Source organism: Flavobacterium sp. KACC 22758 (genome assembly GCF_028736135.1).
Lineage (GTDB): Bacteria > Bacteroidota > Bacteroidia > Flavobacteriales > Flavobacteriaceae > Flavobacterium > Flavobacterium johnsoniae.
In genome coordinates, this window is the sequence record NZ_CP117878.1 from 3,824,815 (window position 1) to 3,839,745 (window position 14,931).

At 34.6% G+C, this 14,931-nt stretch carries 14 protein-coding genes; 7 read left to right on the forward strand and 7 right to left on the reverse strand.

What is annotated here, in order from left to right; all coding sequences use genetic code 11:
- Positions 1-14: 14 nt before the first annotated feature.
- The 7 genes from PQ462_RS15950 to PQ462_RS15980 all read right to left on the reverse strand — a co-directional run bounded on the left by PQ462_RS15950 (position 15) and on the right by PQ462_RS15980 (position 4,122).
- Positions 15-1,256 carry a TolC family protein gene (locus PQ462_RS15950; RefSeq protein ID WP_274250735.1) on the reverse strand — a complete coding sequence of 414 codons (1,242 nt, stop codon included), beginning with the start codon at positions 1,254-1,256 and terminating at the stop codon, positions 15-17.
- A gap of 21 nt (positions 1,257-1,277) precedes the next feature.
- On the reverse strand, positions 1,278-1,490 hold the full coding sequence (locus tag PQ462_RS15955; protein ID WP_274250736.1) for a hypothetical protein: 213 nt from the start codon (positions 1,488-1,490) through the stop codon (positions 1,278-1,280).
- Between the two features lie 106 nt (positions 1,491-1,596).
- Complete coding sequence (locus tag PQ462_RS15960) at positions 1,597-1,986, reverse strand: hypothetical protein (protein ID WP_274250737.1); 390 nt, start codon at positions 1,984-1,986, stop codon at positions 1,597-1,599.
- Between the two features lie 32 nt (positions 1,987-2,018).
- A complete protein-coding gene (locus PQ462_RS15965; protein ID WP_274250738.1) occupies positions 2,019-2,474 on the reverse strand; it encodes a DUF2589 domain-containing protein in 456 nt (151 codons plus the stop codon).
- Between the two features lie 18 nt (positions 2,475-2,492).
- Positions 2,493-2,774: a hypothetical protein gene (locus PQ462_RS15970; RefSeq protein WP_274250739.1), complete on the reverse strand. Its 282-nt coding sequence runs from the start codon at positions 2,772-2,774 to the stop codon at positions 2,493-2,495.
- 24 nt (positions 2,775-2,798) lie between these two features.
- On the reverse strand, positions 2,799-3,500 hold the full coding sequence (locus PQ462_RS15975) for a DUF2589 domain-containing protein (protein ID WP_073411003.1): 702 nt from the start codon (positions 3,498-3,500) through the stop codon (positions 2,799-2,801).
- Positions 3,501-3,525: 25 nt separating this feature from the next.
- Complete coding sequence (locus PQ462_RS15980; RefSeq protein ID WP_274250740.1) at positions 3,526-4,122, reverse strand: hypothetical protein; 597 nt, start codon at positions 4,120-4,122, stop codon at positions 3,526-3,528.
- Positions 4,123-5,156: 1,034 nt separating this feature from the next.
- Here PQ462_RS15980 and PQ462_RS15985 point away from each other — a divergent pair.
- From PQ462_RS15985 to PQ462_RS16015, 7 genes are all read left to right on the forward strand, one after another.
- Positions 5,157-5,903, forward strand: a complete 747-nt coding sequence (locus PQ462_RS15985; protein ID WP_274250741.1) for a LytR/AlgR family response regulator transcription factor — start codon at positions 5,157-5,159, stop codon at positions 5,901-5,903.
- A gap of 298 nt (positions 5,904-6,201) precedes the next feature.
- Complete coding sequence (locus PQ462_RS15990) at positions 6,202-7,812, forward strand: sensor histidine kinase (protein ID WP_274250742.1); 1,611 nt, start codon at positions 6,202-6,204, stop codon at positions 7,810-7,812.
- Positions 7,813-7,826: 14 nt separating this feature from the next.
- Complete coding sequence (locus tag PQ462_RS15995; protein ID WP_274250743.1) at positions 7,827-9,770, forward strand: sigma 54-interacting response regulator; 1,944 nt, start codon at positions 7,827-7,829, stop codon at positions 9,768-9,770.
- A gap of 204 nt (positions 9,771-9,974) precedes the next feature.
- Complete coding sequence (locus PQ462_RS16000; protein ID WP_274250744.1) at positions 9,975-10,772, forward strand: alpha/beta hydrolase; 798 nt, start codon at positions 9,975-9,977, stop codon at positions 10,770-10,772.
- Between the two features lie 38 nt (positions 10,773-10,810).
- Positions 10,811-11,830, forward strand: coding sequence for an alpha/beta fold hydrolase (locus PQ462_RS16005; protein WP_274250745.1), 1,020 nt, complete (start codon positions 10,811-10,813; stop codon positions 11,828-11,830).
- A gap of 203 nt (positions 11,831-12,033) precedes the next feature.
- Positions 12,034-13,797, forward strand: a complete 1,764-nt coding sequence (locus PQ462_RS16010) for an amidohydrolase (RefSeq protein ID WP_274250746.1) — start codon at positions 12,034-12,036, stop codon at positions 13,795-13,797.
- A gap of 123 nt (positions 13,798-13,920) precedes the next feature.
- Positions 13,921-14,931 (forward strand): MBL fold metallo-hydrolase, encoded by a 1,011-nt coding sequence (locus tag PQ462_RS16015; protein ID WP_274250747.1) that lies wholly within the window; start codon positions 13,921-13,923, stop codon positions 14,929-14,931.

The window sequence follows — 14,931 nt, forward strand, 5'->3', positions numbered from 1 at the left end:
TCTTTGTTTTAAAGTTATAAAGTTGTTCCGGTATAAAAGTCAAGAAGTTTTGCCTGAGTGATAGTTTCATATTTACGTATAACAGCCTGCAATGCATTATTCCTGTTCCAGTTTCGAACTACCAAGTAAGCTTCGCAAGTAGAGTTTCCATCTTCCAGATTCTTTGTGCTTTCATTTAATAAGAGTGTTGTTTTATCAAGATTAAGAAGTACATTTTGATAAACAGCTTCTTTATTTTTCAACTCATTTATAATAAAATCCACAGTATTTAGTAAAGTCTTTTTTTGATTTTCGAGCTGTGTTTTTTGATAATTAAAATTGATAACTGCACGTTCGATATCAGCGTTTTGGGCTTTTAAATTAAATACAGGTACAGCAAAATTTAACCCTAAGTAATACTGAATTCCTGATAAATTATTCCCATTGTTAAATGCATAAAATGAACTTGCCTGAAAACTTAAAACCGGAGAACGAAAACTTTTTGCAATAGCAATATTTTTTGCTGCAACTGCTGTCTCCAATTGATTACTGCTTATCCCGGGATCTGCCAGAACTGCTTTAGGAAATGCTTCTGTAAGTTCTTTGTATGCCGGGGTAAAAGGAGGAATTTCTTCAATATCAAAATCAGATGTTGTATTCAGATTAATGATCTGGCATATTTTTAATAAAGCCAGTTCATACTGCATATTCAAAGATTCGATTTCATGCCGGTCTTGCTGCAGCAATGCTTCAAAAAAAATTTTATCTGTGCTTTTAAATAAATTTTTAACTGATAATTCATAGCGTAATTGCAGCGCCTTATGATAGAATCTAACACTAACCAGAAACTGTTCTCTTTTAGAAAGTGCATCTGTATAAGCATATAAAACCTGAAGTTCAATATCATTCTGCGCACTTGCAATATTGTATTCACTTTTTACGGCTGTCATACTGGCTTTTTCAAGCTCGTATTTTTTTCTGAATCCGGCATATAGAATGGTGTTAGCTTCTACTCCAAAACTAGAGAACCATGAATAGCCTGCCTGATTTCTGGAATAAGAAGGATTTAACACGGCACTAAATTGAGGAAGATAAAGCCCTTCAATATTCTTTTTATCTTCTCTGTAAACGGCATTTAATATCGTATTCTCTTCGGCCTTAAAACTTCGTTTTCTGCCGTAAGCAATACAATCTTTAAGTGTCCATGTTTTTTGAGCCATTAATTTTGGGACAAGGCACAGCAAGGCCAGGCAAATTAATGCAATACGTTTTTTCATGATAAATGATTTAAATGAAAACTAGTTTTTCGCTAACTCGTCGAGGTTAATAAGATTTAACCTGCTGATGTCTACTTTTTGTCTGATTTCGCAGCTAGGATAAGGAACTCCATTTTTAAGAGCAAAATCGGCTATGGCATAAATGCACAATTCATCATCAAGCGACAGTCTGTTAATACAGGTTTTATACTGTATTTCTTTATTGTTTCCTTTCACAATAATTATACTTCCCATATCATTATAGTTTTAATGAATAGATTTCTGTTAACCTCTTTTACATCCGGATGTTTTTTTGAGGAACTCCCTAAGGAGTTTTTAAATTTTAATTACTTTTTGAAAATTAAGCTCTGTTACTAGTCACTAGCTGTTTGCTTTTTTTGTCGTAATAAGTAATCTTGATAATCTTTGGCGTTCCATCTGGGTTTTGAACGATGTAGAAGTGGAATGCCAAGTTAGCAGAGTTTCTCCCTGTAAAATGCAGACAGAATCCGCCTCCTGGTAAATCTTCTGCCTGATGCGTGCCTTGCTCAATTGTATAGACGTCAGCCGAAGCTACAACAGTTCTAATAAAATCAGCAGCTAAAGGATCTGTAAAATGAGAGTTAGCATCACTAAATGCCTGCTCAATTAACAATGGTGTTAACGTATCAAGAAAAGCTTGATATGAACCATATTTACTAACATACTTTGCTAAGGCGATGTTCCAGCCCGGTTTAAAATTAAGTGCCATAATGTATATATTTAAAGGATTAATAATTCATGTTATACCACACTTTTTACCAGATAGTCATTGATCCTTAAAAAAGACTCAGACGGATCTCCGGCTTCAAAAGTGATTTCTACGTTTGCAGTGGCTTGTTTTTTTCCAAAAATTCCGCCGCCGCCGCCCATGTCAATATCCAGACTTGGTCCATTTTTGCTGTCAGTTTGCTCTACCTTAATTTTGCCCAGACCAACTTTAAACTTAAGTTTGAGTTCTTTAATTTTGATTGCAGATGGCGGCAAAAGGCTTAAAAGCGGAACACTAAGCGTTGTCATTGCTGCAGGATCATCATCAGGATCAAGGGTTGGTACATAAAGTTCTTGTACAAGTGGTTTTCCATCTTCGTCAAAATATTTTGCGATTTGCATGATATGCTGCTCCTCTGTTAATTCCTGAGCTTTTAATACCGCGCTGTGGATAGCCTGTAATAAATGGTCAAATCTTTGTTGTGACATGGTTTCAATTTTTAAATGTTATTTTTCATCCAGCCAGTATGGCTTTCTTGCAAAACCTATGTGATAGGTTGTACTTTGCATATTGAGTTCGTGCTCACCCAGTTTAAAACTTCCAATAGAGATATCTTTCCCTATTATAATTCCCTTAGGGTGCTGCGAAAGGCATTTATTAAGCAACACCAACTGATCTTCCCGCATTTCATCGGTAAAAGGTGCACTCGGATTAATAGAACCAATAGTTATCTTTTTTATATATCGTATATCTGCGATAGTGATCTTTTGTGAATTATCTGGCAGCATATCAGTTGGTGTTAGATTAATTAATTACTCGTTTTCTGCAGATGAGGCTGCTTCAGAACCATCAGCACTCACTAGTTTACCCGGTTCTTTTGGTTTACCGTCTTCGCCTCTTTCAATTTCACCATCAGCATTTGGTTTGTAAGCCATAACCTGACGTGGTTTTGCAGCATCATTCATGATATCAAGCACTCTTGCTAAACCTTCCGGTAAACCATGATTGGTTGCTTTTACCTCGACATGATATTTGGCAGAATGATCTGTTGAGCGTGTGTTTTCTTTGCTTGATGAAATAGAACCCGAAACGCTTGCATTGATAGAAAAAAAAGCAATTTTTGCGCTCATTGATGCACTAAATTCACCTTTAGAAGCAGATGATTCAACAGATTTTGTAGAGCTTTTAACCTCCATGTCAAAAGTGATATCTACCAAATCTACCTGCAGGTTAGGAATGGGTACAATGGCAAGCATTGGCAGTTTCATCTTAACCTCTTCAACTGTAGCATTTCCGTCTTTATCAAGCCCTGGGCGTTCAAAAACAAAATCTACCATTCGTGCAGGACCCGGAACAATAGTCCCTTCTGCATCTTTTACTTTTTCAAAACCGATGTCGTTAATAAATGCTGCTGTAGCCTTAGCCAAATCGGTATTCGATTTTACAGCGGCAGATAACGGTCCACCAATCAGATCTTCCATAGGAAGGCCTTTAAATTGATCTCCAATGTTCATAATAAATTATTTTAAGTGTTAATAATTAAGTAGTAAAGTCTGACTCTTCCAGCAATGTATAGGTGAAAGAATTGCCATATAGACTTTTTGATCTGTTGCATATTCCCATAAAGAATTTGAAATCGGCGGCTTTTTTGAAAACGGTACAACCGGCAGACCATTTTTCGACCGTTTGAGACTCGGTGTCAGGATTGCTGCGGTGAATATTAATTCCGAAAATACCTTCATACTGTGGTCCTGAAAAGTCCAGTTTACCGTCTTTATTACCGTCTCTCCATACTTTTAAAGGAGCTTTTTGCACTAATGCTTCATATTGCCCTTTGTGCAGTCCAACTTGATGTGATCCTTTATACTGACCCGGAACCAGAATAGCGGTACCGCTGACGTTTGAAGGGTTTTTCAGCCAGAATAATCCTGGATCTGTAGTAGCTGCAAAACTGAATACTTGCGGAGTAAGACTGTCGTCGCTGTAGATTAAACATAATGTATCATCAAAAGAGTTAGCGATTACATTTTTACTTCTAATGCCTATAATGTTTAGATTATAAGGTTTGTTTGTGTCAAAAAAAGTATATCCTTTTTTTGCATAAACATTTTGGATTTCATTAATAGATGGTTTCATATTCCTTATTTTTTATTTGATATTTTGATTATCAATTGTTTACAGAGCAATATTACTGCCGTCTAACAGACTTTTTCAGTTTTATGGCATGAGCGGTAAAGTTTTAGTTATGAACGGTTTAAAATAAATTATGTAGGATTTTATTCCTTATTTTTGATCATTGTATAACCCCAAAAACAAATCATAATTATGACTATTAAAGAAATTAGTGTTGAAAAAAGAGTTCAAACATTCTCAAAAAAAAAGAAGGATTTGAACCAGACTGTTTTTTTTAATACTGCATCCCAATCAGATCAGTATTATAAAAGCAATGTGGTCAGGGTAATTAAGAGCAGAAATTGTATGCACTTAAAAACAAAAACAGCAAATAAAACATCCCGCATCATGACAAACTGTATTGGTTTACCTCGGCCATTTTATTAATAGATTGATTTAAGAGCCAATAAAAAATACTGTCATATACTATATAGAATAGGCTTAAAAAAAGTTTTATTCCTGATTTATATAGTTTGTGATTAAATCAAGACATGAAAAGAGAAAACTTTGAAGATTCGATATTTCATTGTTTAATGAATACTGAAATTGAAATCAGCTGTTTAATTTCAATAGTATGACTATTGAATTCTGAAATGATATTTTACCAAATACAAAAATTTTAACCCGAATAATGTTTGTCATTATTCAATCATAAATCTATACCAATTCCCTAAAAAAATGATGCTATAATTTTTTTAGGAGATTGTTACTGATATCTCCTTTTTTTAAAGCTTAATTTCATTTCTGTTTGAGATTCTTCGACAGGCTTTTTTCTATTATTTACTTTTCAAGCTCATCAATAGTTTTGGTGAGAGATTTTGTATGCTGATTTTTAAATTATTTAAAAAATAGCTTTAAAATCTTATGCCCAGAAATAGATGAGATCAAGGCATTGATTTATGCTTCCTGAACTTTTTAATCAGCCGAAATTTTAAGGCAGATTTTAAAGATCTGAGGTATGATAATCTATGTATTTGTAACAATCAAAGACAAAAATTATGAAAATAAGAATACTAATTATAGAAGATGAAGCTTTGCAGGCACAATCTTTAAAAGAAGCCCTGGAAGAAAGAGGGTATGAAGTTACAGCTGTAGCTAATAATTTAAAAGATGCATTAGGATACTATTATGCACAAAAACCAGATATTGTAATTGTAGACGTGTACCTGAATGGTAAACCGGATGGGATTGTATTTGCCCAGCGAATAAATGAAAATAAGTTTACACTAAAACCTTTCGCTTTTTTAACAAGTTCTATAGACCGAAAAACTTTTGAACAGGCCAGAATTACAAATCCATATTGTTATTTAATTAAACCCTTTAATGTTCTCGAATTAGAGTTTGCTATTGAACTTGCCATTGAAAAATTTATGGGAATGCGCGGTGTATTTTCCGGTAATGAATCTGGAGCAATTATGCTGGAAGGTTTTTTTCTGATTAAAAAAAAGGACACTTTGGTAAAAGTTGCATTTAATTGTATAGAGTATATTTATGTTGAAGGAAAATACACTTCAATAATCACTAAAGATGAATCTTTCCTGGTCGAAATATCTCTAAAACAAATTCAGCAGAAGCTGCCTGACAAACAGTTTATACAAATACACCGCAATCATATGGTAAATTTGAATGTCATAAAAAGAATCCATATTTCAGATTGTCATATCGAATTATTATCTGGTAAAACTGTATCTATGAGCCGTAGATTTAAAGAAAAATTTGGAGAGCATTATCCAATTCTAAAATAAAGCAGGCGTAAACTACACCTATCTAAAGTGGAGTTAAAGAATAAAACAAAATGCAGGAAATACCAAGTTTTAAGCGTAAGGTTCGAATCCTGTTTTTCCTCACAAAACCTGCAAGTCTTTAGATTTGCAGGTTTTATATTTATGTCTGTAAATCTTGCCGCATTAAAAATTTTTCTGAGCTTACTTTTCCAGATTTACCAACGAAATATCGTTGGCAGTCAATTTTCTCAAATTTTAGACTTACATACATAATTATCAATACCTTCGTATAACCAAAGCCAGTTTAATCATACGAAAGATGTTTCCTAACCAATCCAAAGCACTTTTGTTTCTCCTTGTTATACTTACAATTGGGGACCAAAATGTCTGGGCCTCTGTTAAAAATGGAAAACAAGTTGAAACCGCAGAAAAAAACCTGCCGGTTCAAAAGCATAATACAAATCAAGAACCGCCTTACAGCGAACAGCAAGTTAAAAAAGCTGAGAAACTGCTAAACAGTTTACCTGAAAACATAGATAAAATCAAAATTTTATTAAAAGTAAGCGACTGGTATGAAGCTTCTTATAACAATCCTAAAACATTAGAAAAGGCTTTTCAATATGCCGAAGATGCCCTAAGGATAAGCCAGGCAATTCATTCAAACATTTATTCCGGTAAATGTTATCTGCAGCTTGCAATGATACATGAATTGAGAAACCACAATTCGATGATAGAAGTTACAGCCAGAAAAGCAATAGCAGTATTAACCCAAACAAACGAATTAGATGATTTAGCAGAATCCTGGGTAATGGTCTGGTCATCAAAAATGAGAACCAACGCACCTATAGCTCAGAGATTAGAACCCATTTTTAAAGCAGCTGCTTTATTTGAAAAAACAGGAAATTATAAAAGGATTGGTGATTGTTACAGGGAAATTAGTGAATTATATTTTTCCTCTTCTAAATTTAACAGCTCCTTAAACTACCTCAAAAAAGCGATATTTTATTATAGAGCCGCAAATCTTAAAGAAGAAGCTATTTATCCTATTTCAACAAGACTTAACATTATTTATGAAGCAGAAAAGAGAAATAAGGACATTATAAGGCTTAAAAACAAAACCCTTTTACAGCAAAGCAGACTTAACAACGAAGTATTTTTGCGCAATTCCATGTGCATCTTTGTGGTACTGTTACTTATAATTCTTGGTTTGCTGTACAAAAGTTTCATGTTCAAGAAAAAAACAAATAAAATACTCGAAACCCAGCAAAACGAAATCAATAAAAAAAATACGATACTGCAAAATCTTGTAGTTGAAAAAGAATGGCTGCTGCGTGAAATTCATCACAGAGTAAAAAATAATCTGCATATGGTGGTTGGTCTTTTAGCAAGCCAGACTGAGTTTTTAAAGAATGAAGAAGCAGTACAGGCAATTAACAGCAGCCAAAACAGAATTCAGGCAATGTCGTTAATTCATCAAAAATTATATCAATCAGAAAGCTTGTCGATTATTGATATGCCTTCGTACATTTTTGAATTAACAGAATATCTAAAAGATTCTTTTGAAATACGAAATACCATCCGATTCATTTTAGACATAGATACTTTTAATCTTCCTTTATCACATTCCATTCCCATTGGACTTATTTTTAATGAAGCAGTTACAAATGCAATAAAATATGCATTTCCTGAACATGAGAACTGCACAATAAATATTACACTTAAAAAAAATGAAGGCGGTAATCATATATTAATCATTCATGATAACGGTATAGGGCTTCCTCCCTATTTCGATCCATATAATAACCCTTCTTTGGGTATAAAACTAATGCACGGTTTGGCTGCTGATATTGAAGGAAAGTTTTTAATATCAAATGCAAACGGCACCAAAATAACTTTGGAGTTCACTCTTAACGAAAGTAATCTTGATTAATTTAATTCTATAAAATGGCAAAACCTCTAAAAATACTCATTGTTGAAGATCAGTTTGTAGAAGCAAATCATTTGCGATTGATGCTCAAAAAAGCAGGACATTCTATTATAGGAATGGCCCGGTCAGTTTCTGATGCTAAATATTATATTGCTCAGGAAAAACCAGAACTGGTTCTTTTAGATATTTTTCTTTTAGGAAAAGAAACCGGAATAGATCTTGCCGAAATTCTCAAAGAAAACAATATCCCGTTTATATATCTTTCTGCAAATTCTAACGAAGAAGTTCTTAATAAAGCTAAACTGACACATCCGTATGGTTTTTTGGTAAAACCTTTTCGTGAAAAAGATTTATTGATTACGATCGAAATTGCAGAATATCATCAAGAGCACGGAATTGAATCTTCTATTAGAAAAGAACTTTTGTTTCAAAAACAATTAAAATCAATAGTCAAAAAAAGCGGCACCTGGGATGATCGTGTTCTAAACATAATTACGTGTTTGCAGTCCCTTATTTCTTTTGATCTTGTAATGGCCGTTTTTTATATCGATAATAAATTATCAAATCGGGTTTTAGGATATGCGAGAACAGGTTTACATGAATATCAAAAAATAGGAATTGAAGAACTGCAGAATATTACAGCATTAAAAGAATCTGAAATTAATGAATTAAGAAATAAAAGTAAGGTAGAAACCAATGCAACATTTTATAATGATCTGGATTTTGTAAAAATATGCGAAAAAACACCCATCAAAAAAATGATTGCCAATTCTATGAACATGAAGTCCAATTTGATGCTGCCTGTTCCTTTATCGCTTCATGAAAACGGCGGACTTTATTTGTCTTTTTTCAGCAGGCAGTCAAACAATTACAACAAAAATCATCTTACACTTTGCGAAAGACTTCAGGAACCTTTAATTTATGCTATTGAAAATTTAATACATGCTGATAAAAAATTAGATCAAAAAAAATCTTCTGCAAATAATACCGGAAAAAGTACAAAAATATCTGGATTTGAATCTATTGTGGGCAAAAGTCCCATGCTTTTAAAATTATTTGATCATATTATACAAGTAGCTCCGGCAGATACAACTGTTTTAATTACAGGCGAAAGCGGTACCGGAAAAGAAAGTATTGCTAATAGTATCCAACAATTATCTGGCAGAAAAAATGATCCGTTCGTAAAAATTAATTGTTCTGCTCTGCCTCCTAGTCTTATCGAATCAGAATTGTTTGGGCATGAAAAAGGCTCTTTTACAGGAGCAACAGAAAAACGAATTGGTAAATTTGAACAAGCTAATAACGGAACTTTATTTCTGGACGAAATTGGAGATATGCCTCTTGAAATGCAGGCAAAATTACTGCGCGCCATTCAGGAAAAAGAAATCGAACGTGTTGGCGGCAATATGCCTATAAAAGTAAATGTCAGGATAATTGCAGCAACCAATTGTAATCTGGAAAAAGAGGTTGCAGACGGCCGTTTTAGACTTGATTTATATTATAGATTAAATGTATTTCCTATTCAGCTTCCGCCGTTAAGAGAACGCAAAGAAGATATTGGACTTTTGGCACGTCATTTTATAGCAGTATATAGCGCTAAAACGGGAAAAAATGTAACCGAAATAGCAGAAAGCGCATTAAAGAGTCTTTTATCTTACCAATGGCCCGGAAATATTAGAGAACTCGAAAATCTTATTGAGAGAAGTATTCTTTTAGCAAAAACAGATACTATTGAACATATTCCGCTTCCGGCTTTTGACGAAATAAAAACAAATAACAAATCTACTGAATGGTTCTTTAAAACGATTCAGGAAAACGAAAGAGAACACATCATCAATGTTTTAGAAAAATGCAATGGAAGAATCAGAGGTGCCGGCGGAGCGTCAGAAATACTCGGTCTTCCTCCTACTACACTGGCATCCAGAATGCAAAAACTCGGCATCAAAAGAAGCCATTTTTAATGGTGAATTATGAATTGATAATTGATAATTGTTAATTGTTAATTGTTAATTAAACAAACGGTATTACGTTGCTCATTTTTCGTTATACGACGAAATATAGTTCGCTTAAAATCAGTACTAAATACATAAACAACTAAAAAACAAACAGTTACAAAACAGGTTTGATTTTAGTTTACAGTTTGGCATAACACTAAAACATGTATTATGCTGACTGAAAACCCTACTACGATACTTTTTATTACAGGTGCATTTGTAAGTAATAAATGCTGGGACGAATGGAAAGTTTTTTTCGAAAACAAAGGCTTTAAAACTTTAGCTCCTTCATGGCCCTACAAAGACGCTCCTGTAGAAGTTTTACGCGAACGTCATCCTGATCCGCAGGTTGCCAGTTTTCGATTGTCTCAATTGATCGAATATTTTGAAGATATCGCTAAAAATTTACCTCAAAAACCTATTATCATAGGACATTCTATTGGCGGACTTACAGCACAAATACTGTTGCAGCGTAATCTCGCATCGGCTGCAATTGCAATACATTCGGTTCCTCCGCAGGGAATTATGACTTTTAAATTCTCCTTTTTAAAAGCAGGCTGGGGTCCGCTTGGCTTTTTTACTTCGACTAAAAAAACATTTATGATGAGTTTTAGTCAGTGGCAGTATGCTTTTACAAACGGAATGCCCGAAGAATGGCAGGAAAAAGCCTATTGCGATTTTGCAATTCCTGAATCAAAATTAATCGTTCGGGATACCATTACATCAACAGCAAGAGTAGATTTTAATGCTCCGCATAAACCATTGTTACTAATTGCAGGATCAATCGATCATACTATTCCTGAATCTCTTAACTATTCTAACTACAAAAAATACACAGACAAAAATTCTGTGACAGATTACAAGGTTTTTCCAGAAAGAAACCACTTTGTTTTAAATCAGCCGGGCTGGCAGGAAATCGCGCTTTACATACAAAACTGGATCGAAAAACTTCCGGTACAAATTTCATAATAACCAATTATTTTTTAACTAATTAAAATTTTAAAATCATGAAAACGAATTTATTAAACATGTCATTCTTAAACTTCAAAAGTAAATCGGCACAGTTATTTGGCTTTGCAATTTTACTGCTGGTATTAATTTCCTGTAATAAAAAAGCAGAAGAAACACCTGCGGCAGAATCTAAACCTGTAGAAACAACCGAAACAGCGCAGGCAGCACCGGCAAATCCTCCGGAAAACTTTAAACATGCCACTGCCACTGTAAACGGAATCAAAATTCATTACGTAATTGGCGGTAAAGGAGATCCGTTAGTTTTAGTTCACGGATTTGGGCAGAACTGGTATATGTGGAATCGTTTATTACCAGAATTATCCAAACATTTTACCGTTATCGCTCCAGATTTAAGAGGTGTTGGTGAATCTGACAAACCAGAAAGCGGTTACGATAAAAAAACAATGGCATCTGATATTCATGAATTAGTAAATCAGCTTGGTTATAAAAACATCAATCTGGCTGGACATGATATCGGACTTATGGTCGCTTACGCTTATGCAGCACAATATGGCGACAGCGTAAAAAAAGTAGCTTTAATGGATGCTCTTTTACCTGGAATTGAGCCAGTTTGGACGAATGTTAAAGGATCTGCATGGTGGTTTGGATTTTTTGCATGGCCGGCATCGGGAGATATTGTAAAAGGAAAAGAAAAAGAATTCTTAACTAATTTCTGGCCGGTTGTAGGTCACGTAAAAGATCCTTTTACTCCAGAAGAATCTGCAGAATTTATCAGAGCTTATGCTGTTGAAGGAGGTACAACTGCTGCTTTTAAATGGTTTGGCGCATTTGACCAAGACGGAAAAGACAATCTGGTTTTCGCAAAGAAAAAACTAAAAATGCCATTATTAGCAATGGGCGGCGAATATTTTGCGGCAGCTTTCCTTAAAGACCATTCAAAATTAGTTGCAGAAAATGTTACAGAATCAAAAATTGCTGGCGCAGGACACTGGCTTGTTCAGGAAAATACTGCTCAGGTACAAAAAGATTTACTTGCCTTTTTCTTGGCTAAATAACCCGTTGTGTTTTTTATTTCAACACATAGAAACATAGATTTTTATTTATAGAAAAGTGATTAAAAAGAAACTAGTTTCTAACACATAGCCAACTATGTTTTTTAAACAAGTGAAACGCCTTTTTAAACCTTCAATGCTGATAGCTATCGGGAATGTTTCTATGTGTTGAAAAATTACCCGCAAAGGATTAAACAACTAAAATCATGAAAAAAATATTATTAATTCTATTGCTTTCTGCGGGCTTGTCATCTCAAGCTCAGCAAAAAGCAGATCTGATTATCTACAACGGAAAAATTGCAACCATGCAGAAACAAAACGAATTTGTTCAGGCAATTGCAATAAAAGACGGAATTATTCTGGATACGGGAACAGAGAAAAATATTCTCTCGGCTTATAAATCCTCAGCAACAAAATTAATTGATGCCAAAGGAAAAACAGTAATTCCGGGATTGAATGACAGTCATATGCACGTCATTCGTGAAGGTTTGAATTATAATTCTGAATTGCGCTGGGATGGTGTAAAAACCTTAAAACGCGCTATGGAAATGCTGAAAGAACAAGCAGCAAGAACTCCAGAAGGCGTTTGGATTAAAGTAATTGGCGGCTGGAATGAATTTCAGTTTGAAGAAAAAAGACAGCCTACAATTGACGAAATCAATGCTGCCGTTCCTGATAAACCTGTTTTTATAACCTATTTATATGGAAAAGCTTTCCTGAATAAAAAAGGGATTGAAGTTTTAAAATACACAAAAGATACTAAATATGAAGGAAGTCTTCTGGAACAGGATGCAAACGGAAATTTAACTGGTTTAATGTACGCCAAAGAAACACCTAAAGCAATTTATACCACATTAGGATTAACCACAAAATTAACTCCCGAAGAACGTATCAATAGTTCCATACAGTTTAATCACGAACTAAACCGTTTTGGACTTACAAGTATAATTGACGCTGCCGGAGGAAGTCAAAACTATCCTGCTGATTATGTTACGTCTTTAGAACTGGCGAAACAAAATAAACTGAGCCTGCGAATTTCATATTATTTATTCGCTCAGCAAAAAGGCAAAGAATTACAGGATTATGAGAAATGGGCAGCTGAAACTCAGATCAATAAAAATGACAATTTAATAGTTCCAAATGGTTATGTAGAAGAAGGCGCGGGAGAAAACATCGTAGCTTCGGCAGCTGATTTTGAAAATTTTCTGGAACCCAGAATTGTTTTGTCCGATGAAATGGAAAAAGATCTGGAACCAATTATCAGATTATTGGCTAAAAACAAATGGCCTTTCCGACTTCACGCTACTTACGGCGAATCGATTGACAGAATGCTGAATGTTTTTGAAAAAGTAAATAAGGAAATTCCGTTTAACGGATTACGCTGGTTTTTTGATCACGCCGAAACGATTACGCCATCTGAACTGCAACGTGTTAAAAAATTGGGAGGCGGCATTGCGGTGCAATTTAGAATGTATTATCAGGGAGAATTGTACAACAAAATGTACGGAGCTCCAAAAACCCAGCTTCCTCCTATCAAGAAAATGCTGGAATTGGGAATTCCTGTGGGAATGGGAACCGATGCAACCCGAATTTCAACTTACAATCCGTGGATGTCTTTGCATTGGCTTCTTACAGGAAAAACAATTGGCGGTATGCAGTTTTGGCCGAAAGATCAGGTTTTAGATAAATTCACAGCTTTGCAATTGTATGCTTCTGGAAGTGCCTGGTTTTCGGGTGAAGAAAAAGACAAAGGAAAACTTGTAAAAGGAATGTATGCTGATTTAGCCATTATATCTGATGATTATTTTTCGGTTAAACCCGATGATATTCGAAAAATAGAATCGGTTTTGACTGTTGTGAATGGCAAAGTTGTTTACGCTTCCGCGGAATATAAAGACCTAAATCCTGAGATTCCAGCCGTAATTCCGGATTGGTCTCCTGTGAAATATTTTGGTGGATATCAGAGATGACAGCACACAGATGACGCAGGTTTAAACGGATTGTTACTGACTATTTTTTTATTCATCAGCAAAAATCCGTTTCAATTCTTTTCATCCTTGGACCAACTTTTAAAACATTATAAATAGTAAACCATGAAAAAGATAAACCCTATTATAATATTACTGCTGTTGTTTTTAGTGCAGCATACGTATGCACAATTTCCAATGCCGCCAGAAGTGCCAATTTGGGATGCTAACAAAGTGACTTTGCAATTGCATAAAATTTCGGATAATGTGTATGCGATTTCACCAGCAACGACCGAAACCGAAACTACAAAGGGAATTCCGCAGGCTACTTCTGCGGGTTTTATTGTGGGTGATAAAGGCGTTTTGTTAATCGAAACGATGCTAAGCAAAAGATTATACGATCAATTGTATAAATTAATTCGTTCTGTTACTCCAAAACCTATTGTTTATGCTGTAAATACTAGTGATCACGGCGATCATTGTTTTGGAAATTACCTTCTTCCAAAAGAAACTATTTTGATTCAAAATGAATTCTGTAAAGAAAATCTCGCCAAGAACTACGACGGAATTAAACAATTTATGATTATGCTTTTTGGAAAAGACCGCGGTATTGAGCAAAGTGTATATCGTCCTGCTGATCTTACCATTGCAGTAAATCAAAGCTTAAAACTGGATTTGGGCGGCGGTAAAATTGTAGAAATTATTAATGTGGGCACAGCGCAGTCTCCCGCAGATTTGTTTGTTTTTCTGAAAGATTCAGATAAGAATGTTTTGTGGGCTGGAAATCCTTTTATTGCTGAAAGTCCAGCGATTCCGTGGCTGTTTGATGGTTATTTTTTAGAGCCAGTCCGTAATCTTCAAAAAATTTACGACATGGTTGGCGACAATGATGTTGTGGTTCCGGGCCACGGCAGAATTACAAACAAACAAGGCATAAAATATACGATTGATTATGTAAACGCTTTGAAAACTAATGTTGAAAATGCCGTTAAAAAAGGTGAAACATTAGACGAAGTTAAAGCTGCTGTTACAATGAAAGAATTTGATAAAGGTTATGTGCTTTTTAACTGGCTGCATTACAATTTCAATATTCCGAACGCTTACAACGATATCAAGAAAAACAGTTTAGGCAAATAG